General features: G+C 34.2%; 15 protein-coding genes and 1 pseudogene. 9 read left to right on the forward strand and 7 right to left on the reverse strand.

Going from position 1 to position 22,821, the window contains the following annotated elements:
- Nucleotides 1-22 precede the first annotated feature (22 nt).
- Together CWD91_RS22000 and CWD91_RS22005 are read right to left on the reverse strand one after the other, a co-directional pair.
- The gene (locus CWD91_RS22000) at nt 23-655 is read right to left on the reverse strand and encodes a sugar transferase (RefSeq protein ID WP_103443136.1); all 633 of its coding nucleotides are present in this window, start codon (nt 653-655) and stop codon (nt 23-25) included.
- Between the two features lie 112 nt (nt 656-767).
- Entirely contained in the window at nt 768-1,922 is a 1,155-nt protein-coding gene (locus tag CWD91_RS22005; protein ID WP_103443137.1) for a glycosyltransferase family 4 protein, read from the reverse strand.
- Nucleotides 1,923-2,056: 134 nt separating this feature from the next.
- Here CWD91_RS22005 and CWD91_RS22010 point away from each other — a divergent pair, with 134 nt between their 5' ends.
- Nucleotides 2,057-3,064: a polysaccharide deacetylase family protein gene (locus tag CWD91_RS22010; protein ID WP_103443138.1), complete on the forward strand. Its 1,008-nt coding sequence runs from the start codon at nt 2,057-2,059 to the stop codon at nt 3,062-3,064.
- 589 nt (nt 3,065-3,653) lie between these two features.
- Here the strand turns inward: CWD91_RS22010 and CWD91_RS22020 are convergent.
- Both CWD91_RS22020 and CWD91_RS22025 read right to left on the reverse strand, forming a co-directional pair.
- Nucleotides 3,654-5,840 (reverse strand): Ig-like domain-containing protein, encoded by a 2,187-nt coding sequence (locus CWD91_RS22020; protein WP_103443139.1) that lies wholly within the window; start codon nt 5,838-5,840, stop codon nt 3,654-3,656.
- 2,018 nt (nt 5,841-7,858) lie between these two features.
- Nucleotides 7,859-9,679, reverse strand: coding sequence for an Ig-like domain-containing protein (locus CWD91_RS22025; protein WP_103443140.1), 1,821 nt, complete (start codon nt 9,677-9,679; stop codon nt 7,859-7,861).
- A gap of 1,995 nt (nt 9,680-11,674) precedes the next feature.
- Here CWD91_RS22025 and CWD91_RS22030 point away from each other — a divergent pair.
- From CWD91_RS22030 to CWD91_RS22065, 8 genes are all read left to right on the forward strand, one after another.
- A complete protein-coding gene (locus CWD91_RS22030) occupies nt 11,675-13,204 on the forward strand; it encodes a lipopolysaccharide biosynthesis protein (protein ID WP_103443141.1) in 1,530 nt (509 codons plus the stop codon).
- A complete protein-coding gene (locus CWD91_RS22035) occupies nt 13,197-14,321 on the forward strand; it encodes a glycosyltransferase family 4 protein (RefSeq protein ID WP_103443142.1) in 1,125 nt (374 codons plus the stop codon). The genes CWD91_RS22030 and CWD91_RS22035 overlap by 8 nt, the downstream gene beginning before the upstream one ends.
- Nucleotides 14,318-15,601 carry an O-antigen ligase family protein gene (locus CWD91_RS22040; RefSeq protein WP_103443143.1) on the forward strand — a complete coding sequence of 428 codons (1,284 nt, stop codon included), beginning with the start codon at nt 14,318-14,320 and terminating at the stop codon, nt 15,599-15,601. The genes CWD91_RS22035 and CWD91_RS22040 overlap by 4 nt, the downstream gene beginning before the upstream one ends.
- Nucleotides 15,602-15,728: 127 nt before the next feature.
- On the forward strand, nt 15,729-16,799 hold the full coding sequence (locus tag CWD91_RS22045; RefSeq protein WP_103443144.1) for a glycosyltransferase: 1,071 nt from the start codon (nt 15,729-15,731) through the stop codon (nt 16,797-16,799).
- A gap of 4 nt (nt 16,800-16,803) precedes the next feature.
- The gene (locus tag CWD91_RS23205; RefSeq protein WP_103443145.1) at nt 16,804-17,964 is read left to right on the forward strand and encodes a glycosyltransferase; all 1,161 of its coding nucleotides are present in this window, start codon (nt 16,804-16,806) and stop codon (nt 17,962-17,964) included.
- A gap of 12 nt (nt 17,965-17,976) precedes the next feature.
- A complete protein-coding gene (gene asnB / locus CWD91_RS22055) occupies nt 17,977-19,881 on the forward strand; it encodes an asparagine synthase (glutamine-hydrolyzing) (protein ID WP_103443146.1) in 1,905 nt (634 codons plus the stop codon).
- Nucleotides 19,882-19,938: 57 nt separating this feature from the next.
- Entirely contained in the window at nt 19,939-20,610 is a 672-nt protein-coding gene (locus CWD91_RS22060) for a GNAT family N-acetyltransferase (protein WP_103443147.1), read from the forward strand.
- Between the two features lie 153 nt (nt 20,611-20,763).
- Complete coding sequence (locus CWD91_RS22065; protein ID WP_157943871.1) at nt 20,764-21,912, forward strand: GNAT family N-acetyltransferase; 1,149 nt, start codon at nt 20,764-20,766, stop codon at nt 21,910-21,912.
- 124 nt (nt 21,913-22,036) lie between these two features.
- Here the strand turns inward: CWD91_RS22065 and CWD91_RS22850 are convergent, their stop codons facing one another.
- The 3 genes and pseudogenes from CWD91_RS22850 to CWD91_RS23030 form a co-directional block, all read right to left on the reverse strand.
- The gene (locus tag CWD91_RS22850) at nt 22,037-22,231 is read right to left on the reverse strand and encodes a hypothetical protein (protein ID WP_192877712.1); all 195 of its coding nucleotides are present in this window, start codon (nt 22,229-22,231) and stop codon (nt 22,037-22,039) included.
- 166 nt (nt 22,232-22,397) lie between these two features.
- Nucleotides 22,398-22,508: pseudogene (locus tag CWD91_RS23025) on the reverse strand (transposase); the annotation flags it as partial.
- Between the two features lie 24 nt (nt 22,509-22,532).
- A complete protein-coding gene (locus CWD91_RS23030) occupies nt 22,533-22,676 on the reverse strand; it encodes a hypothetical protein (protein ID WP_239985902.1) in 144 nt (47 codons plus the stop codon).
- Between the last annotated feature and the right edge of the window lie 145 nt (nt 22,677-22,821).

Genomic DNA, 22,821 nt, shown 5'->3' on the forward strand with positions numbered 1-22,821 from the left:
ATTTGCCAGTAGTAAATCTGAATTATTGATAGTCTCTTTTATTTTGAATGGCCTTACTACCTTTAAATTTCTCCATGGTTTCTGAAATACTTGCAGAGACGCCTTTGGCGCCAAAGACTATTTTGGCTGTTTTAAGGAATATAATCAAATCGGTTTTTAAACTTAGATTTTTTACATACCAAATATCATATTCAAATTTTTCTTCCCAACTAATACTATTTCGTCCGTTTACCTGCGCCCATCCTGTAATTCCTGGTCTAACGTTATGGCGTTGGGCCTGTAAATCATTATAGAGCGGTAAATATTCTATTAATAGTGGCCTTGGCCCAACGATAGACATCTCACCTTTTAATACATTTATTAACTGCAATAGCTCGTCCAAAGAAGCCTTGCGCATTATTGCACCAATTTTGGTGATACGCTGCGTATCTGGCAAAAGATCTCCAATGGTGTCCCTCCGGTCGTTCATGGTGCGAAATTTCAGAATAGTAAAAATTTGGCCATTCTTGCCCGGTCTCTTTTGTAAAAAAAATGGTTTGCCATTGGTGCTAATGGCCAGAAAAATGATAAATAATACAATCAAAGGGCTAAAGACAACCAATATTATTAGGGAAATTATAATATCAAAAATTCGTTTAAAGAAAATTGCGTACATTTTTTAAATATTGATGATGAAGGGCAAAATTAACACTGTTTGGTCCTATAATAGATTATTTTATTCGGTAAAGTTTAATAAAATATTGAATTTTGACAATCCGTTCAAATAATTATAATTCCTTCGTTCTAGTGTTGTTTAAAATTTTTAGAATTTTATTATTAATTATTTCCACGTTAAATCTATCTTCAGCCAACTTTCTACTTCTTATTCCCCAGTTTGTAATAGTTTCGGAATTTTCTAAGAAAAAGCGTATGGCTGCTTTGAGTTCCTCCAGTTGCCTAGGTTCAACAAGGATTCCGTTTTTTCCACTAATTACTGTTTCCCTGCAGCCCGGCGTATTGGTGGTAATTATTGGCATCCCTATGGATAATGCTTCCAATATAGATCTAGGGATACCTTCGCGATAGTAGGTAGGTAAAACAAAAACATCTGAAGATTCAAGGAATTTTGAGATGTTTTTTTGAAATCCGTGATAGACAATAGTTTTGTTTTTATGGAGTTCTTCCAGAAGTTCCACTTTAATGGATGAAGGGGAAGAATCAGGTTCCCCAATGAGATGGAATTCTGCTTCTGGAAATTCCTTTTTAAGCGATTTAGCAGCTTCTATGAATAATTCCACCCCTTTCTCCCTAATCAATCTGGCAACTAAAACAAAAACCTTTCTTTTGGAATTATGGTTATTTTGTCTAAAGGGATATTTTTTTAAATTTATTCCCGAGCCATCAACAATATGTGCCCTTTGATTTTTGGACAATAGACTTTTTTCGAGAAAAAGTTCAAGATCATCTGCGTTTTGGAAGATTACCGCCTTATTGTTTCTAATGGCCAACCTGTATAAAACTTCGGTTAACTTTTGCAAAATTTGTGCCTTTTTGGAACTTTTGCTAAATGTGAAACCTAGACCGGTAATCAAGGAAATCACGGATGTACCAGTTAAATTACCTGCAATGGAACCGTAAATTACAGGCTTAATGGTATAGGGGAAAATAAGATCTATGTTGTGGGTTTTTACAATCTTCTTGATATCCAGCAAAGATTTTAAATCGTTAATGGGGTTCATTCCAGTCCTTTGAAGAGAATATTGTAGAGGGGTAACACCCATGTCGGACAATTCTTCAAATATTTCTGAATTATAGTTGGGAGATGCTGTATAGACTTTAAATCCGTTGGTCAGAAAAACGGATATCATATCTTTCCTAAAACTAATTAGGGATTCGGCCAACGAGCACAAAATCAATATTTTTTTTGGTTTTACAACTATCATCAATATTGGTTTGTTTGGTATATATACACAAAAAGTGCACTTTAACTATATTTATAGTAATTATGACTTACGGAGCTCCAATTATACGTTGATAATATATAAATTCAATTTAATTTTTAATATTTATTTGTTACATGAATACAAAAGGGACCTTTGTAATTTCACTTGATTTTGAACTTTTTTGGGGAGTTCGCGATAAGCGAAGGATTGAAGACTATGCATCTGCATTGGCAAAGGTTCATGAACTGATTCCAGATATGCTGGAGTTATTTAGGGATTATGGAGTAAAGGCAACTTTTTCAACCGTAGGATTGTTATTTGCCAAGGATAAGGAGGAAATGCTCAAATATTGTCCAGATTTAAAACCTAATTACGAGGATACCAACCTTTCGCCATATACGGACGGTTTTGTGCAGGTAAAGGAGAATTCGGTGGAGGACCCGTATCATTTTGCGTTGCCTTTAATACAATTGATAAGGGATAAATATCCCGAACATGAAATTGGCACCCATACCTTTTCCCATTATTATTGCCATGAAGCTGGACAGACTTTGGAAGAGTTTAAGGCAGATTTGGCATCGGCCATTGAAATAGCGAAAGCAAAGGAAATTGAACTTTTTAGTCTGGTTTTTCCAAGAAATCAGTTTAATCCTGAATATTTGGAGGTATGTAGGGAAATGGGAATTTTAACCTTTAGAGGTAATGAGAACGCTTGGTATTATGCACCAGATAGCAAAGAGGGCACTTCTTTAAAAAAGAAGATATACAGGACCTTGGACTGTTATATAAATATTTCTGGTCATAATAGTTATAATTTATCAGATTTAAATTCTGAAAAGCCTTATAACATTCCATCCAGTCGCTTTTTTAGGCCTTACATGGCTATGGGGGGGGGGGCTTTGGAATATTTAAAGTTGAGACGAATAAAAAGGAGTATGACACATGCTTCTAAAAACAATTTATTGTACCACTTATGGTGGCATCCCCATAATTTTGGCCAAAATACTAAGAGGAATATGAATACCTTAAAATCTATTTTGGAACATTATAAAAAATTGAATCTCAGGTATGGGTTTAGTAGTTCTACAATGTTGGATTGCGCCACAATACTAGAGGGAATTGTGAATAATTCTGAAAGATGAGTCATAATAGGTTAACTATAAGCATGGGGGGTTAAAAAAATATAATTACTCATTGTGTATTTTGGTGATAATGATTAACTACTTTTTGATATTATTGTTGAACTAGACAGGTGCCTCTCATTTGTACAGCAGTTTTAGCTTAAATTAAGTTCCGGTTCATGTTCATACCTCGCAAGAGCATATTGAACTAGTTTGAAAACACGGGTACCAGCGCTTCGGCAGAATCCTTCAACTTAAAAATAAAGACTTTCAGGTTACAGTTTTGGGGCGTTAGAAATATAGAATTCTTCCTATTTAGACTCTTGGTTTTTTGCATAAATCAAAGGTCGAACAAGTTTTTGCTTGACCCTCCTTCTGGATATTCAATACGTACATAAGCTCTGGAATATTTTGAGCACTTGTATTTCACATAAGACTATTTTGGGACGGTGCCTTTAAATAAAAAAGAGACTGCCATTTTGGGCAGTCTCTTTTTTGCTCTTCGGTTCTCCAACATAAATAGAACTAATGTAATGGTAATGTTATAATGTGGATTGTTGTTTGTATATGTCGAGAAATTAAAGTTTATCAAACAAAGTTATTGTTTATTTTAATTATCGCTTAAACCTAACATTATTTCAAAATCATTGGCTAAGTAGGCCCAATATATCTCGCGATTATGATATCCTGCATTGTTAATTACATTATAATTTCCAAAATTCCAATCAACCTTTTTTTGTAAACCATCGGCAGGATTATTCTTATCCAAACCATGTGCATCTTCAAAAGTATCTGCCATACCATCTGAATCCGTATCTTTCCAAGCGGAATAGCCGGAACTTAAAGAAGGATATGAATAACTACTGGTACTTCTATATGTGGCCTCAGTACTGCCCGACAAGGATTTGTCTATAAATGAACCATCTAAAGCATCCCTTAAAAATACGGGCTTGCCGTCACTATCTGCCCCTCTATTGTGTCCTACTGTATTTGTCACTTTTGATGGAACATCAAACACATTCCATACACCGCCAGAAGGCTCCTCAAAATTGAATTGTCTGGCACTCACATAGTGATATGAGGCTAAAGGGGCATTATCGGGACCATCTGTATTCGATTTATAATTCACCCATAAACTAGTCTGATTGTCAACAGGGTTTTCATCAACGCCCTCGACATAATTAAATCCAGTATATGTACGAAAATCGCGGTCATAAGAGGCTTTATTGACAGGGATCGAGGAGGATTTTGAGTGATTGCCCTTATCGGCATAATTATTAAACCAATCTACATGCACACCACCACTTGTCACGGATAACCTCCCTTGCCAGTTGACAATATAATTGTTAAACTGCTGAAAATTCCCTGAAGATCCGGACATATTGAAGAATCTATGGGTAATATTATAGAACATATTTCTTGAAATTGTGTAATCCCCAGCAGGACTTGCGCCACTTCCAGAATCACCCAATATTCCTCCTGTACCAGTTCCCTCCGCCAATAAATTATGTGCAATGGTAAATTTATTACTTGCGAAGCGACTTAGAATATCTAACGTCTGTTGGTCGGTCGACCATCCCAATGATAGATGATCGATATAGCCACCTTCACTATTGTCCGGTATTTCGCGCATACCGAAGGGAGAATAATCATTTTTGTCCCTATTCCTAATGGTAAGATGCCTTATCACGATGTTGCCATTGTTGAAATTGGTAATAGCGGAACCTGAAAGCGTAAGACCATAACCTGGGCCGGTCTGACCTACTACTGTAACATTACCGTTAGATTTTTGATTCGGGGTTATTGGTGATGAAAGATTTACCCGACCTTCAACCTTAATGACAATTACCCTATTTCCGGTAGCCTCGTAGGCCTCTCTAAAAGAACCTGGCCCACTATCGTTTAGATTAGTGACCAAATACAATTTGCCACCACGTCCACCGGTTACATGTTGCCCCGCGCCAAATGCGGAAGGAAAGGCCTTGAGTGAATTTAAAGTAAGGGTTTCTCCGTTACCAGGTTTATCTGCCTCTGGGGCCACCGTTACTATAACGGAACCTGTTTCTTCCGTCACAGTATTATCTGGATTCGTGACCGAAGTGGTATAAGTAAAGGTATCCTCCTTGGGAACTTCCTCTACTGGGGTTTCTACTATTGGAGTTTCCTCTGGGGTATTATTCGTATTCGGAGTATATGTAATAGTATTATCCTCATTTATTACCGCTGTACCATTGGATGGTACACTCACCTCGGTTATTATCACCTCACTTTCCTTATTAAAAGTGTCATTTTTAAGTGGTTCTATTACTAAAGGAGCCACCGGAGTGGTACCTGAAGGAACTTCTACTATATCTTCCACAACATCTGTTACGGGCTCAACAGTAACATCAACTGTAACCACTACCTCGGATGTTGTTTCATCCTCATTTGTCTCTTCTAAGGTGATTTCAATATTGTCCTTGCCATTATAATCGCTAGAAGGAGTGTACACGGCTATACTGTCCTTTTCTATACTAATCTTACCATATCTGGGTTTAATACTGCTCTTATACCTTCTACGGCCTTTCCTATTGCTAGTAGTGTTATAAAGCATATTAAAGGATACGGGTTGATCTTCTTCTGTTGTAAATACTGCATTTGCCAAATCGAGAATTACTTCTTTTGGTTCACTGCCAATTGGATTTTCTTCCACCACATATTCCGCCAAGAGGTCGGAATCTTTGTTGCAGGAAGAAATTAATAACAGAATAAGGCATGAAAGGGTCAGTTGAATAAGATTCGAGGGGGAAATTTTCATAAGTGTAAGACTTTAATTTAAATGATAATCACTTGGGGTTTATAATAATTTTTATTTTCACAACATTATCGGTAAATGGTATATATTTTCGACAAACTGCCTATTTTTTAGTTGTGTTAGTAGTTTTACGTTTGATTTTCAGAGTTTAGATGTTTAGAATTCCTTTATTCGATGAAATGCCCATTTCTTTAAGAATTAAGTTAGTTCTTAGCGAGTTTTTGTTAAATTATTAACATGACTATAGGGAAGGTTTGTAAGAAGGTTTGTAAGAAGGTTTGTAAGAAAGTTTGTAAAAAGGTTTGTAAGAAGGTTTTAATGCGGTGAGGGTTTTAACCTACTTTGAAATTATTTGGCCCAATCTAGAAGTATTAATAACAATATTTGGTGTTAAGCCTAATTCTTGTTGAGATGATGGCTCCCAGGCCTATAATTATGCCCTTGAACTTTTAAATCCCTTATACGATTTGGATTTGGTAAAAATTCTAGTCCTGAAATAACGTTATACAAAAAGAAAATGTAATGGACAAATCAGAGCAAATTTACGTTAAGCATACGCAAAAGGACCACTCTATGGCGTTCAAACTTAAAGTCGTCAACGAAATTGAGAACGGAGAACTCACGGCCACCTAGGCCGTAAGGCGTAATGGAATCCAGGCCAGGTCAAGGGAACGAATTGGATGCGAAAATATGCTAACTTTGATTGGCACAACAAAACACACGAACAACGTCTTTTGGAACTCGAACAGGAGAACCGGCTTTTGAAAATGCAGAATAGACACTGGAGAAATAGGTCGAACAGAAGGACAGAAAGGCCAATATCTTTGATATGATGTTCGATCGGGCTGACAAGTAGTACAATATCCTTATACGAAAAAAAACTCATCGCCCGAGTAATAGATACCTTTAGAGAAGAACATCAAGAGAGCCTCACAGCCACCTGTTGGTTATTCGTGAGAAGCAGACAGGTTTATCATAGAAAAATCAGATCGCACTGGCATATTGGCAAAAGGCCACTGCCGTGGTGGCCAAGGTAAATACGATCCGTATGGAACAACCGCGCATAGGTACAAGAAAATTATATCACTTATTGAGGGAAGACCTTAATCGGATCAAAGTAGGAAGGGATTTGCTGTTCGCCATACTCTGGGCGAACCATATGCTGGTCCTGCCAAAAGAAAAAGATATCACATTACAATAGACTCGCACCATAGGTTCAGAAAGTACCGCAACGCGATCAAATGCCTATCTATCCTACCTAACAGTTCCTGGTCTCTGATATAACTTATGTGGGGAACAGGAAAAGCCCGATGTTCCTGGCATTGGTTACGGATGGCTACTCAAAGAAAAAAGTGGGCTACGATATTTTCGACAGTTTAAGCCTGCCAGGAAGCTATAGGACGTTACAGTAGAAAAGCAATGTCGGCCCTGACGCACCACTCGGATAGGTTACGTGGTAACGGGTATAAATCACTTCTTGCCATGAACAATATCAAAACAAGAATAGTATCAAAAGTAGTATAACCGAAGCTTATGACCTCAATGAATATGAAGTAGCGGAAAGGGTCAATGGATGACTAAAACAAGAGTTTTTGTTCTCCTGAGATAATCTTGACCTGAAATCCATGAAACGGCTCGTTGGCAATAGCGTGAGGGTATACAACAATAATAAAAGACCTCATTACTTCTGCCATTACTTAACACGACAACAGATGCAAGGCCAAAATGAAATAACAATGAAAACATATAAATCAAAGGTCGAACAAGTTTTTGCTTGACCCTCCTTCTGGATATTCAATACGTACATAAGCTCTGGAATATTTTGAGCACTTGTATTTCACATAAGACTATTTTGGGACGGTGCCTTTAAATAAAAAAGAGACTGCCATTTTGGGCAGTCTCTTTTTTGCTCTTCGGTTCTCCAACATAAATAGAACTAATGTAATGGTAATGTTATAATGTGGATTGTTGTTTGTATATGTCGAGAAATTAAAGTTTATCAAACAAAGTTATTGTTTATTTTAATTATCGCTTAAACCTAACATTATTTCAAAATCATTGGCTAAGTAGGCCCAATATATCTCGCGATTATGATATCCTGCATTGTTAATTACATTATAATTTCCAAAATTCCAATCAACCTTTTTTTGTAAACCATCGGCAGGATTATTCTTATCCAAACCATGTGCATCTTCAAAAGTATCTGCCATACCATCTGAATCCGTATCTTTCCAAGCGGAATAGCCGGAACTTAAAGAAGGATATGAATAACTACTGGTACTTCTATATGTGGCCTCAGTACTGCCCGACAAGGATTTGTCTATAAATGAACCATCTAAAGCATCCCTTAAAAATACGGGCTTGCCGTCACTATCTGCCCCTCTATTGTGTCCTACTGTATTTGTCACTTTTGATGGAACATCAAACACATTCCATACACCGCCAGAAGGCTCCTCAAAATTGAATTGTCTGGCACTCACATAGTGATATGAGGCTAAAGGGGCATTATCGGGACCATCTGTATTCGATTTATAATTCACCCATAAACTAGTCTGATTGTCAACAGGGTTTTCATCAACGCCCTCGACATAATTAAATCCAGTATATGTACGAAAATCGCGGTCATAAGAGGCTTTATTGACAGGGATCGAGGAGGATTTTGAGTGATTGCCCTTATCGGCATAATTATTAAACCAATCTACATGCACACCACCACTTGTCACGGATAACCTCCCTTGCCAGTTGACAATATAATTGTTAAACTGCTGAAAATTCCCTGAAGATCCGGACATATTGAAGAATCTATGGGTAATATTATAGAACATATTTCTTGAAATTGTGTAATCCCCAGCAGGACTTGCGCCACTTCCAGAATCACCCAATATTCCTCCTGTACCAGTTCCCTCCGCCAATAAATTATGTGCAATGGTAAATTTATTACTTGCGAAGCGACTTAGAATATCTAACGTCTGTTGGTCGGTCGACCATCCCAATGATAGATGATCGATATAGCCACCTTCACTATTGTCCGGTATTTCGCGCATACCGAAGGGAGAATAATCATTTTTGTCCCTATTCCTAATGGTAAGATGCCTTATCACGATGTTGCCATTGTTGAAATTGGTAATAGCGGAACCTGAAAGCGTAAGACCATAACCTGGGCCGGTCTGACCTACTACTGTAACATTACCGTTAGATTTTTGATTCGGGGTTATTGGTGATGAAAGATTTACCCGACCTTCAACCTTAATGACAATTACCCTATTTCCGGTAGCCTCGTAGGCCTCTCTAAAAGAACCTGGCCCACTATCGTTTAGATTAGTGACCAAATACAATTTGCCTCCACGTCCACCGGTTACATGTTGCCCCGCGCCAAATGCGGAAGGAAAGGCCTTGAGTGAATTTAAAGTAAGGGTTTCTCCGTTACCAGGTTTACCTGCCTCTGGGGCCACCGTTACTATAACGGAACCTTGGTCAGTACTGACCGATTCATCAGAATTGGTTGTGCTTGTAGTATAAACAAAATCATCAGTACCTGTTTTATTTGCATCTGGAGTATAAGTCACAGTATTGTCCTCATTAACTACCGCTGTTCCCATTTTTGGAGGTGTAACCTCAATTATGGTAACTTTTTCAGGTTCTTTAAAGGTGTCGTTCTTTAAAGGTTCAATGATAATTGGGTTATTCGCTAAGGTAATTACAATATCGTTGAGCAGTAAAGCCTTAGGGTTTTCTACCACATATTCCGTTAATAAATCAGAATCCTTGTTGCAGGAAATACTTAAAAATAGAACGATACATGATAGGACCAATTGAAGGTGATTCGAGGGGTGAAGTTTCATAAGTATAAGACGTTTATGTTTAATGATAATTGTTGGGGTATTACAATATTATTTATTTTTTCATTATCATCGTTAAAAGTTCAACTATTTTCGATGAACTGCATAATTTTGATGTAATTGTAGTTTTACGTTTGTATTTCACCACTTGGATGTTTAATAATTTGATATTCGATGAAATGCATTTTTTTTTAACATATCATTATGCCCAAAGACCTTATTAAAACTGAAATAAATTAAATTTTAATAAAATAGGCATTGGTTAACCTTAAGAATATCAGCCATTTTTTAAATGTGGAGTAATGTATATACCTAATAACAGTCTTTAGTAAATCATACTAAATTGCAAAATCTGCTTACAGTATTAATTTGACGTAATCATATAACGAATAATGATGAATAACTTTGAAATTAATTAAGCTAAATATTTGAAACTAAGTACGAATGGATTATAGATTTATTAAATGAAATAAGTTGAGATGTTTTTTTGAGTTTTAATTTTGTTCCTATTTATTTTATAGACGCGTATAATCCGTCATGTTAGCTTCAAATTTGGGAAAAATTTGCGATAGTTACTACACTGGGAATATGCAAAGAAGATGATATTTTTATTTTAAATCTATATAGAATTACCACATAATTTGATCTAATTAATTTTAATTCCGCAGGAGGACAATGTTCATTATTATTAAATTTTGCAGCAATTGAGCTTGCTTTTGAATTTCAACGATATTATGAGTTCTTTTAAATTATTAATGAGTGGTTGTTTCATTTTTTTTTTAAACTTTGGTCCAAGAAAATACCTTCTTGATAAAATCCTCAATAATCTGTACTAATTTTTATTGAATAATAAATTAACTGATTTTGGGAAATTACTGACAACAGATGGATATGAGGTATCTAAGGTTAATAATTAAAAGTTTGTACGTATTATGTTTACAACCAGTTATGATGGGTAGGAAGTCTTAAGTATACACTTCAAGTCAGAGAGGACAAAAAATAGTAGGAGCTGCCACAGATTTGGACTCGAATAAAACTATTGGATTCTTGATCAATGTAGTTATAATTACGAGCAATGTGAGCGTTATTTCTCCTTGCAAGCTGTGACAAATAAGCAAAGTTCAGACCTTTCCTTTAAGAAACGGCAAAGAGCATGATCCGGGCAATTGCCACAAAAAGAAGATCTTTGGTTAACGAGATTCAAAAGCAAATGTAGCTGAAGCGTTGCGAGGTTGTTCTAGCAATGGCAGCCAGACTAGGGAAGGTTATGGGAACAGTAATTGTTACGACGCATTAAAGATTATATAGCTCTGAATAAGGATTATTTAGACTGTGGTAGCTTCCAAAATAGAGAAAGTCCGGGTACTATGGACTATTGAGGATGAGCAAGGTATAATTAGAAAATTATGGTAGAATTTATGCCATTCGGGGAGGATGTGAGGACCGAAAGACAAAGCCGACAAATAAAGAAACTGGTGTCTCAATAATATGCTTTGAAGGGATAAATCTGATAGTAATGTAATTTTTGTTCGAGAAAAGTATCACGTTATGTATGGGAACAATAGGGATTACATTGTGCAGATTTTGAGATGGGTGACCATAACCATACCTAACGCTCAACCCAGACTGATGTGGACTATAATTGAAATTAAAGGGAAATACTTTCAGCTATCGCTGAACGAGTTGGTGTACACTCCAAAATGAAGGTACTTCAGAGACCTGAAGTTTGACAATCTCGTAATCTCAAATATTACCAGGTTAGGAATGAAAACAGGCATTAAAATAACTAAATTAATGAAATTGTTTTGCAACGATTTTTAGATTAAATATTTACTTGATAATTAGATTTCTAATAACATATATTTACACTTTTGTTGTAAATAATTTTTAAGATAGGGAAAGTTTAGGTGTATTAATTGAGTTGACAGATTAAGAAACATATTAGGTGAAGTGTAATTATTTGAATAAAACAATCTATTAAAAGCGAACCAATAGCATATGGGTATTGAGAAACGAATAAAATCTACAACGGAAAAAGGGGTTACTGGAATGCTTTGGAATTTAGTAGGTTCTGTAATCCAAATATTTATACAATTAATTGTTATAGGTATTCTGGCTCGGCTCCTCACACCTAAAGAATTTGGTATCGTTGCTATCATGATGTTATTGGTGACTTTTTCGGAACTGTTTTCTCAAATGGGTATTGGAAGTGCTCTAATCCAATTGCCAAAAATAACCTCCGATCACATATCTCAGGGATATTCTCTTTCTTTTTTAATAGGACTCTTAGTTGGCATACTGTTTTTTATTTTGGCACCTATAATTGGAGCTTTCTTTGAACTCAAAGATGAAGACAATGCAATACGTTTTTTTGCTATTTTTTTTCCTCTAAGAAGTTTTAACAGTATTACTAGTGCTTTGTTGACAAGAAATTTACGATTTGATTTACTTGTTAGGAGCAATGTAATATCGTATATTTTAGGTATAGGCCTAACCTCAATTATATTAGCGTATTTGGATTTTGGATTTTGGGCTTTAATATTAGGGCAATTTGCATCCTTGATTATTTCAATTATAATACTTACATACTTTGAAAGGCCAACCATTGGTCTATTATTTAGCAAACAAATTGTACGGGATTTAATGTTTTTCGGGTCGGGTCATACTTTGGGTTCCATATTTAACTATTTTGCAGAAAACGCTGATAATATTGTAGTCGGAAAACTATTGGGTACAACAGTTATGGGTATTTATTCCAAGGCGTTCCAATTATTGGCAATTCCGGCACAATTTTTCGGCGGTATTTTTGACAAAGTATTGTTCCCTATACTTTCCCAAAAACAAGATCAGAAAGAAAAATTAGCAGAATTCTATCTTTTCAGTAGTTCTCTATGTTTTGGTTTTTTAATTCCGATTGCTGTTTTAATTTTTATAAATGCGAAATTTATTGTAGATACACTTTTGGGTGATCAATGGCAAGAGGTGATCTTTCCGCTACAAATTTTAATTTTGGGATTAGCACATAGGTTTGGCACTAAAATTAATAAGTCCTATCTCAAGTCCATGGGTCTGATTTATCGAGGTGCTTATTATCAATTTATTTTTGCAGTGTTAATGTTCGGATGTTGTACTTTGGGAGGTTACTTCTTTGGTGTGAATGGCGTAGCATTTGGTGTTCTAATTGCTACAATTCTAAATTATATGCAAGTTAGTTATAGGTTATATATTGAATTAAAGTTTTCAAAAAAATCATATATTATCATGCACTTAAAAGCTATTCTAGCCCATATTCCCTTTTTATTCCTAACTCTTGTTTTGTATTATTTGGAAATAACTTCGTCGTTAACCCATCTTGTTCTGTCAATTTGTGTGTATATTCCAATAATGTTGATTTTCTTGATAAATAAGAATAATATTATTTTCAATCAACAAAATTTTCTGTTTTTAACCCAAATATTAAGATCTTTCCCGAATTTAATACAAAAGAGCTTTATGAAAATTCCGTTTTTAAAACAATATTATGCCTAATAAAAAAATATTATTTGTTGCGCCTAGATTTCATACGAACCAGTTTTTTCTTACTAAGCAATTATTGGACAAAAAAGTCGAAGTTAATTTTTTGTCCATATATATTGGAGGAAGTGAGAACCATAAATTCTTGAAGCCAATACTGTCAAAACCTTCTACTCTTGTTAAATGGCTTTTAAAGAGTAAGAACGCAAAAAATGCGGTTGATCGAGAAACGCTAAGCAAATTTCATATTACTTCATTCGCACAATGTTATGAGATATACAAAAGAATAAATCCGGATATAATTATCTTAAGAAATTTACGGCCTTTTATTTCAATACAACATTTTTTAATCGGGATTGTTTTAAGAAAAAAAGTCTATTTATATACGCAAAACAATTATCGACAAAAATTGGATTTCAAACGAAAATTGTTCTATCGCTCGCTTAAAATTTTTGGTGTAAAGCATTTTACTCCGGTTTTGGGAGATAGTACTCAACCTATTATTCCTAATACAATCTACATACCTTTTGTGGTGGATAAAATGGTCGACCAGGAAAAAGTGAATGCTAAAAATCAAAATACAGGTATTCAAGTTATGACGATAGGAAAAATGCAGGATCGAAAAAACATAAGGGAATTGGTCGATTCCCTTATTCGGATAAACTTTTTCAGCTCAATTAACAATAAGCTAGTTATTGCTTCAGAATGTATTGGGGAACAGCACTATAATTATTTACTATCTATAAAAGAAAGTATTAAGAAACATGAATCCCAAGTAGAGTTTTTCTTGAATGTTAACCATGATAAAATTTTTAAATTATTAGAAACATCTGACTTATTTGTGCTTCCTAGTCATGATGAACCAGCTGCTTTTTCTGTGTTGGAGGCAATGGCTTGTGGTGTGGCAGCTGTATGTTCCAATAAAAATGGCACTAAGTGTTATATTCAAAATGATGTTAATGGGTATGTGTTTAAGTATACTAAAGATTTTGCTGACTTGGATGTGGTTTTAGCAAAAATATTAGAAAAAAATCGATTAATAACCTATGGTCTAGCAAGTTTAGAGCGAATTGATCAACATCATACCATTGATGGCTTTTATAGAAATGTGATAGAAAATGAATTCATATGAAAATACCATATATTATTATAGCCGTATTATTGGCAATAGATAACATATTCATAAATTTCAAAATTAATGGTATAAGCTATGATCGCCTGCTTGAATTTATGTTTTTTGGATTTTTCTTTAAGTCGTTTTTATTAGAAATTAAAAACAATCCATTTTTTAAGAAATGGAATACTTTTCTAATTTTATTTACCATACTTCAATTGTTTGTTAATTTTAAATTGGCTATAGTTGGTAAAATAGAATTTGAAGTAGTATATACTGAATTTGTTAAATGTATTTCTTTTATAGCCTTTTCCTATTTGTTTTTATTAATTGCGAATAAAGACATAAGGTATGTAAATGTCATTGTTTTCATACATTTTTTGATCTGTATTTTTGCCTTTTTACAGCATCCTTTGTCACCGGTTGCCGCGCAGATGCTTGAAATTAAAAAGATGCTTTATGTATCTGTTCAATCTGAACCTGGGCTAGCAAACCTAGGCAATGAAGAAGCTTATATTTCAGGTGGTTTTGCGGAGCGCTATAGGCTATCAGGGCCTTTTGTATCTTCAATAAACTTTTCCTATTTTGCAATCAGTAGTTTTGCAATTAATTTCTATTTATACCTCCGATATAAAAGAAATTACTATTTGGCTTTTCTAATTGTTTTATTTATAGCCTCAATATTTAGTCAAACGAGATCGTTGTTACTTGCCGAAATTTTTCTTGTATTGGGGTATTTCTTTTTTGCGCCTATCAAGAGACATGGTTTTTATAAGCTGGCAATTGTGACAGGTGCATTTTTTGCGATTTTTCTTGTGTATGCAAGTAAAGACCTTTTAACAGGAGGGAACAGTAGGATAACTAAAATAAGTTCTGAGGGACAAAGTGATGCAAGACCTCTATTATGGGCTACTGGCATATATGCAGTAATGAATTACCCATTGGGAATTACAGATCAAGATTATCGGACAGCGAAATTGCAGATGTTCAGTAAATACGGAAATCCAAGTATCTTACATTTGGCATCACACAATGGCCTCATCAATATAGGGTTTCATTATTCTTTTATTGGTTATATATTGTTCTTTTATTTTATTTTATTTCTTTTAGATTATATTAAACTTTTGGATTCTGAGTATGTAGTTTTATTTAAGTTGATACTATTTAGTTATCTAATACATACTAGTTTTCATAATAACTTTATCCTGAATGCAGATTATCCTTTTCTTATGGTTTTGATGCTTATTAATGTAAATTTTAAAGATAAAAATCACCAAAATAAAAATATTAATAATTAAATAGGTAATGAAGGATATATGGTTATTATTATTATTATTATTATTATTATTATTATTATTATTATGTGAAGTTTTTCAACTATTAATAATGGATTATTCAATTTCATTGTACTAAAATTGCCTTAACATGTGCCACAATAGAAAAAGGATTTTATTTGTTATACCGTCCCTATCAGCTGGAGGCGCCGAACGCGTTATGTCTTTTGTTGCTCGGAATATTAATTCTAATGAATTTGATTCCCATCTATTAGTAATTGGCAACAAGTCTGGAGCTGTGTATGAATTTAATGAAGAAACTACTACATTTTTGAATAAAAAAAGGGTCTTATTTGCAATCCCAGCGCTGTTTGTATTTTTAAATAAGCATAAACCTGCTATAGTTGTTGGTTCAATTACGCATTTGAATACTGTACTGGGATTATTATCTATCTTCTTTAAAAACACAAAGTTTATTGCTCGGGAGGCGACGGTTTCAGGTAAAAGAAAAAAAACTAATAGTTTAAAAGGTATTCTTCATTCACTATTAGCAAAAATAACGTACCCTCTCTTTGAAAAGATAATTTGTCAATCTATAGACATGAAAAATGATTTACTACATCATTTTAGAATTCCAGAAGAAAAGATTGTAATAATAAACAACCCTATTACCAATATGGACGAAAATGGCAAAATAAACAAAGTCAACTATAATAATACCATAAATTATATCACAGTTGGAAGATTGGTAGATGTTAAAGGGCATCTTAGAATTTTAAAAATACTTTCCAAATTATCATTTGACTTTAAATATTTAATTATAGGGGAAGGGCCAAGAAAAACGGATATAGTTATGGCCGTTAACAAATATGGACTTAACGAAAAAGTAAATTACATTCCTTTTACTACCGAGGTAGCAAAATATTTAATTAATAGCGACATATTTCTACAAGGTTCTTATGTTGAAGGATTTCCTAACGCTGTTCTAGAAAGTTGCTCTGTCGGCACACCTGTTATAGCCTTTGATGCTCCTGGTGGAACCAAAGAAATTATAGAAAATGGAGTCAACGGGTACATCTTAAAAAATGAAGAAGATTTTTTAAAAAAATTATATCTAAAACAAGATTGGGATGCTAATGCAATTATAAATTCTGTTCGAAGAAAATTTGGAAAGGATATAATAATAAAACAATATACAAATCTTTTTAACGTTCTTCAATAATAATATGATCCACAAAAACAATAAAAAAAACCTCAGTATTTTATCGATAAGTATAGGCAATGGCGGGACGGAAAGAGTTATCAGCTTACTATTAAAAAAAATGATTGAGGATTATAATGTTACCCTCTTTTTATTTTATGACATTAAAAAATTCGATGTACCGAAAGAAGTCAATAGTATAGTACTTAGCAAGGGAAAGACATTGGTTAAACCATTTTTTTTTAAGTTGGTTGAATTGATTCAATTTACAATTATATACAAGAGACTACTTAAAAAGAGTAATATTGATTTTGCAATTTCATTTCTTGCTTTTCCTAATTTGATAAATGGTTTTATTTCTATATTTAACAAAAAATGTACTTTTATAATTAGTGAACGTGGATTTCCTTCTTTGAATACTACCAGTAGGTTGTCAAGTCTTATTTCAAAAATATTCTACCCATTGCTTTATAATCGTTGTAGTAAGTTGTTTTCCAATTCTATTTATATCAATGAAGACCTAAAAAATAATTTTGGAGTAACAATTCCAATGAGTGTTATTTATAACCCTTTGGAAATACCAGCTTCACCTATAATACCAAAGTTTCTTCTAAACGATTTCCGACCATTCAAGATTATATCGGTTGGTGCGATTAACACGAATAAAAATCATATTATGATAATAAATGCCATCCGAAAATTGTCAAATGAGGAAATTTCCTTGTCAATTTTAGGCGAAGGCCCTCTAAAAAATGAACTTAAAAAAGATGTTATTGATATGGGACTTGTAGATAAGATTGGATTTCATGGCATGATCGATGATGTCGGGAAATATCTTATAGATCACCACTGTTTTGTTCTTTCCTCTTTTACTGAAGGTTTTCCCAACGCCTTGTTGGAAGCCTTAAGTTTTGGTCTCCCCTGTATTTCTACAAACTGTAAATCTGGTCCTTTGGAAATATTGAATGAAAACGTTCCTGTTAATATTGAAATAGGGGAATTTGTTGAGGTGAAATTTGGTATATTAATCAATACGAATGACGAAATAGCTTTATCAAAGGCTTTGCAATTCATTTTAGACAATCCTGAAAAACGGGAATATTACTCTAAAATGGGTTTAAAACGTGCCAAATATTTTGAACTGAACAGCATTTATCAACAGTTTAAATCATTTATACATTCTTAATATTTATAACTTATGTGCGGTATTAATGGTTTTATATCTTCGACTAACGAAATGGAACAACGTCTGTTGTCGGAAATTAATAAGATGAACAATAGTATAATTCATCGTGGCCCTGATGATCAAGGCGTATTCGTGGAAGAGTCGGCTGATTTTGGTATTGCCTTAGGTATGCGTCGATTATCAATTATAGATTTAGAAACTGGAAAACAGCCAATCTTTAGCGAAGATCAACAGTTAGTGATTGTTTTTAATGGTGAGATATATAACTATCGTAGTCTACGCAAGCAATTGGAGACTCGAGGTTGCATTTTTAAGACCCATAGCGACACCGAGGTTATTCTAAAGCTTTACGAAATGGACGGCGAGAAATCATTTAAGGAATTGGATGGCATGTTCGCCTTTGGTATATACGACAAGAAACGAAGTAAAGTATTCGTTGCCCGCGACTTTTTTGGTGAAAAACCGCTCTATTACACCCAAAGCAACAACAAATTTATATGGGCATCAGAACTTAAGTCGCTAATCAAAGTTGTTGAAAAGAAGCCAGAGATTTCTATAACTGGGTTGAATCATTTTTTAAGATTAACGTTTATACCGGCCCCACATTCCATTTACCAAAATATTTATAAATTGGAAGCAAACCACTATTTGGAATACGATTTAACAAATCATAAATATAGCGTTACTTCAATAGGGAATGAATTTGAAAGGAATCAGTCCAATATGGATTTTGAAACGGCCAAAACCACAACAGTGCAATTGGTAAGGGAAAGTGTAGAAAGTCGCTCGGTATCCGATGTACCCATTGGTACATTTCTTTCTGGTGGGGTAGATTCATCCGTGGTTTCACTTTGTTTGGCACAAATGAAGGAGGAAAAAATAAACACATTCTCTATAGGCTTTAAAAAAGGTTCTTTTGATGAAACGGATAAGTCTCGTCTGGTTGCAAAGCAGATCAATAGCAAACATCATGAGTTCATTATAGATGAAGACGATTTAAAACACAACATTCATGAAATCTTACTGAATTTTGACGAACCCTTTTCAGATTCTGCCTCATTACCAACCTATTTGGTGTCAAAAAAAACCAGCGACCATGTAAAGGTTGCCCTGACCGGAGACGGCGGGGATGAAGTATTTGGGGGTTACAATAAGTACTATGTGGGGAAAATAAATAGTCGTTATACGCGGGTCGTTCCCAGGTCCATCCATGATTTGGCACGTAAAGGCCTAACCTCGCTATTAACAACTCATGACGACAAAAGAGGAAGAAGGTTCCAAATCAAAAAGATGTTAAATACGGTAAACTATGATGGAAACTATTACTGGGACATCATCTCTTTGGCCAATACAGAATCCCAATTAAGTCAAATGCTAAGACCAGAATTATTCAGGGATAATATTTTCGATGAGTATAAGGCTAAGCTTAATATTGAGAAACCAAATTCGTTAACAGATTTTCGCTTTATAGATAAGGTTATTAGCTTGGAGGGTGGTATGTTGGCTAAAGTGGATAGAACCAGTATGCTAAATTCATTGGAGTGCAGGGCACCCTTTTTAAATAAAAAATTATGGGCATTTGCCAACAGCCTACCTGAAGATTATTTAATGAAAGGCTGGAACAAAAAATATATTTTAAAAGAAGCTTTTAAGCATGAATTTCCTGATGGATTCTTAGAAAAAAGCAAACAGGGTTTTGGATCTCCGGTAGGTGATTGGTTGCGATCGAGCCTAAGACAAGAAATGGAATCATATATTGAAATTCCCTTTTTAAAGAACCAAAATATTTTTAACATTAATTATATCACCCATTTGGTGGGGGAACATTTGAGCGGTAAAAAAGACAATACCTATAGCGTTTGGGCCTACTATTGTTTTCAAAAATGGTATTGGAATATTTATAATAAGGCTTTCTAATATAATTTTGGAAATATCAATAATATTTAAATATCATAACAAGTTAAATGGAATACGATGAAAAATGTTTGCCGGGTATTTATAAATCTAATTAAGGACAGAGATTATAGATCTTTTTGGAATATATTAACCTATAGATTCAATTCCAAAATAATAGCTTTTGGTTTTAGGCAGGAATTAGGAATAAATCTCATAAAACGACAAGCCCTTACCCCAATAACGATTAGGAAGTTTAAGAAGGGAGATGAAGTTTTTTTTATTGACAGCAATACTACGATATTATTGGACCAACTTGAAACCTGCTACGTGGCAATAAATAAAGAGGAAAATCCTTGTTTTAAATGTTGGCTTATTAATTCCTCGGAGAACCTAAAGTTAAAAAAATTTTGGGGCGAATCGTTTCCTTTGTTGAAATCTGAAGAGACATTATTGGAAAGTGCTTTTACTCTTCCCAAGTTCAGGGGTTTAGGAATTATGCCTGCGGCCATTACCTTAATTTTAGAATTGACAAGAGAACAAGGTTATAAAGAGGTAATAACTTTTGTACCTACTGAAAATATCAATTCAATTCGCACTATTACATATGCAGGATTTTACCCTTATATTATTCGTATTGAAAAGTGGTTCTTTTTTAGAAAAACAGCAACATTCGTGCCTATAACTGAAGATTTATTGGAATACTTTAACAAAATAACCAAAGGAATCCCTAAACAGACTTTAAAGGCGTAGTAATTAAACCTTTGGTTAATTATATAAATAATGTGTTTATAAATAAATAAAATGGAGAACATGAATCCTTTTTTTTCAAAAAGTTTCACTAATATTTGGATAAGTCACTTTGGAAACAATGAAAAGCCCATAGTTTTTAAAAGTATTGAATCTGTGAAATTTTTACACACTAAGCGTAAGTTGTTCTATTTTAATGTAGGAAAGAACATAACCAACGGTGTTTCATATATACTGCGAAATAATCAAAATGATTGTAAAGGAAAGGTTTTTATAATTTATGACGTATTGCCCTATCTGCGTGAGCGGCAAAATTTTACAGAGGACCATTCATATCTAAAATTAATAAAAGTACCTCAGTATAAAGGATATCTAACAAATTTATCGGGATATAAAAATTTTGATGATTACTTTTCTCAGCATTACTCTACCAAAAGCAGAAGTAATATTAGAAAATGGGATAGAAGATTGGGAGAAAATTTCAAGATTAGATTTAAAGTATTTTATGGTACAATAGAATTACAGGAATACAACTATATTTTTGATAATTTATTGATTCTTATTCAGAAAAGATGGAATGATTTAGGAATGGAAAACGATATCTTAAGAGATCATGTTTATTACCGAGAATTGTGTTATAATATGATTATAGATAAAACAGGTTCTATGAATGTAGTGTATGCTAATGAAGAAATCGTTGCATTATCCTTTTGTTTTTCTTCAAAAAAGGAACTTTTTTTCGCTATTACCACTTTTGATATTGATTTTCGAAAATATAACCTAGGGCATTTGTTGATTATGTATATTATGAAATGGTGTTTTGAAAATGAATTTGAAATTTTTGATTATTCAAAAGGAACATATGAATATAAAACGCGATGGTCCAATAGAACGTATGCTTTTGAGCATCACATACTTTATGACAGAACGACTGTTGTATCATTGTTAGTGGGAAATAGCCTAGGTTTTTTTTACAAAATGAAGCAATTTCTTAGGGACAAAAATATTAACCTTCTATATTCAAGAATTAAATATTGGGTCCATACCCTTAAGTTAAACCCAAAAAAAGAACCAAAAATCCTTATTAAGGATTTGGATTCGGCAGATGATGTTATTACAAAATCAAAGCGAGTTTATAAGGGTTCTGATGATTATTTCAAACTAAAACCAATTATCTGTGATATCATTTTTACTTTCACACAACCCTTCGATACGGTAAAGGCCTATAAGGTAAATGAGGAGAAAAACAAATTTGTTTTGGTTGGAGATGATTTTATTAAGGAAGTCGTATTCGAAAGCAGATAAAAAGATTATTAAAGAGTTTTTATTCACATGATAATAGGACGTAAACTGCAAAACTTCTATTTTGGCACTTTCAGGAGTTGGCCTAATTTTCTATATGACATAGAATGTAAAATGCCCTTGGATTTTATTTAGGGGCATTTTTTGTTCCCAATCTTGATTTTTTGGACGGCAGGCATGCTCTTGGATTGATTTTGGTGTGGCCTTTGGCCAGGTATCCCATGATTTCTATTGAACTGGCCTTGATCTTTTTTAGATGGTAGTGCTCTTTTTCCTTGCCAAGGCTTCCATCCAGTCGCGTGGCCCATTTCTCGGTTGTCATGGCCGCCATCTGTCTGCGCGGCCTTTTGTGTTTCCCTGTCCCTTCCCTTGCGCTTGAAATCGGTCCCTATATCATACCTGGAGGCGAACTTTCTGCTCTTGTTGGTGGCATAGCTGGCATCCGCCCCGGCCAGTCTGATCCTGGTCCGGGTAAGACGCTGTGCCCTGAAGATGGTATACTTGGGATTAAAGGAAGCTTCTCTGTCCCTTGGTACAGCTATGTCGGATTCCCCGAAAGAAGTGCGTACCTTCTTTTTGGAATACCCGTTCCGAGAATTACCTTGTTTGGTCTTTGGTGCCTGTCATAATCCAACTGACCGTCCAGTTCCCTTTCGATCATCTTCTTGATACCCCGTTTTTTGGAGTTCCTTTAAAAAACCGTTGAGTTCATCCCAGGTCTTGAACTGTTTTAGAAATTCATAGTCGAATAATTCTTCTTTTTGCATAATATGTAAATATTTAAAATTAAACAAAAAAATAGCTGGAGCATTCCCCAGTCATGGTCGGAAGATTTTTTCTTCCGACTTTTTTTGTTTTTTACATCCCCATAATTTTTGGTCAACTGATTGATTTTCAGGCATTTAACTTGTT

The sequence above is a fragment of the Arenibacter hampyeongensis genome (assembly GCF_002909255.1).
In the GTDB taxonomy this organism is placed as follows: Bacteria; Bacteroidota; Bacteroidia; order Flavobacteriales; family Flavobacteriaceae; genus Arenibacter; species Arenibacter hampyeongensis.

Bases quoted from the DNA above. Each gene is read 5' to 3' on its own strand.
- CWD91_RS22000 (WP_103443136.1), bottom strand. From the start codon at position 655: ATGTACGCAATTTTCTTTAAACGAATTTTTGATATTATAATTTCCCTA.
- CWD91_RS22005 (WP_103443137.1), bottom strand. From the start codon at position 1,922: ATGATAGTTGTAAAACCAAAAAAAATATTGATTTTGTGCTCGTTGGCC.
- CWD91_RS22010 (WP_103443138.1), top strand. From the start codon at position 2,057: ATGAATACAAAAGGGACCTTTGTAATTTCACTTGATTTTGAACTTTTT.
- CWD91_RS22020 (WP_103443139.1), bottom strand. From the start codon at position 5,840: ATGAAAATTTCCCCCTCGAATCTTATTCAACTGACCCTTTCATGCCTT.
- CWD91_RS22025 (WP_103443140.1), bottom strand. From the start codon at position 9,679: ATGAAACTTCACCCCTCGAATCACCTTCAATTGGTCCTATCATGTATC.
- CWD91_RS22030 (WP_103443141.1), top strand. From the start codon at position 11,675: ATGGGTATTGAGAAACGAATAAAATCTACAACGGAAAAAGGGGTTACT.
- CWD91_RS22035 (WP_103443142.1), top strand. From the start codon at position 13,197: ATGCCTAATAAAAAAATATTATTTGTTGCGCCTAGATTTCATACGAAC.
- CWD91_RS22040 (WP_103443143.1), top strand. From the start codon at position 14,318: ATGAAAATACCATATATTATTATAGCCGTATTATTGGCAATAGATAAC.
- CWD91_RS22045 (WP_103443144.1), top strand. From the start codon at position 15,729: ATGTGCCACAATAGAAAAAGGATTTTATTTGTTATACCGTCCCTATCA.
- CWD91_RS23205 (WP_103443145.1), top strand. From the start codon at position 16,804: ATGATCCACAAAAACAATAAAAAAAACCTCAGTATTTTATCGATAAGT.
- asnB (WP_103443146.1), top strand. From the start codon at position 17,977: ATGTGCGGTATTAATGGTTTTATATCTTCGACTAACGAAATGGAACAA.
- CWD91_RS22060 (WP_103443147.1), top strand. From the start codon at position 19,939: ATGAAAAATGTTTGCCGGGTATTTATAAATCTAATTAAGGACAGAGAT.
- CWD91_RS22850 (WP_192877712.1), bottom strand. From the start codon at position 22,231: ATGACAACCGAGAAATGGGCCACGCGACTGGATGGAAGCCTTGGCAAG.
- CWD91_RS23030 (WP_239985902.1), bottom strand. From the start codon at position 22,676: ATGCAAAAAGAAGAATTATTCGACTATGAATTTCTAAAACAGTTCAAG.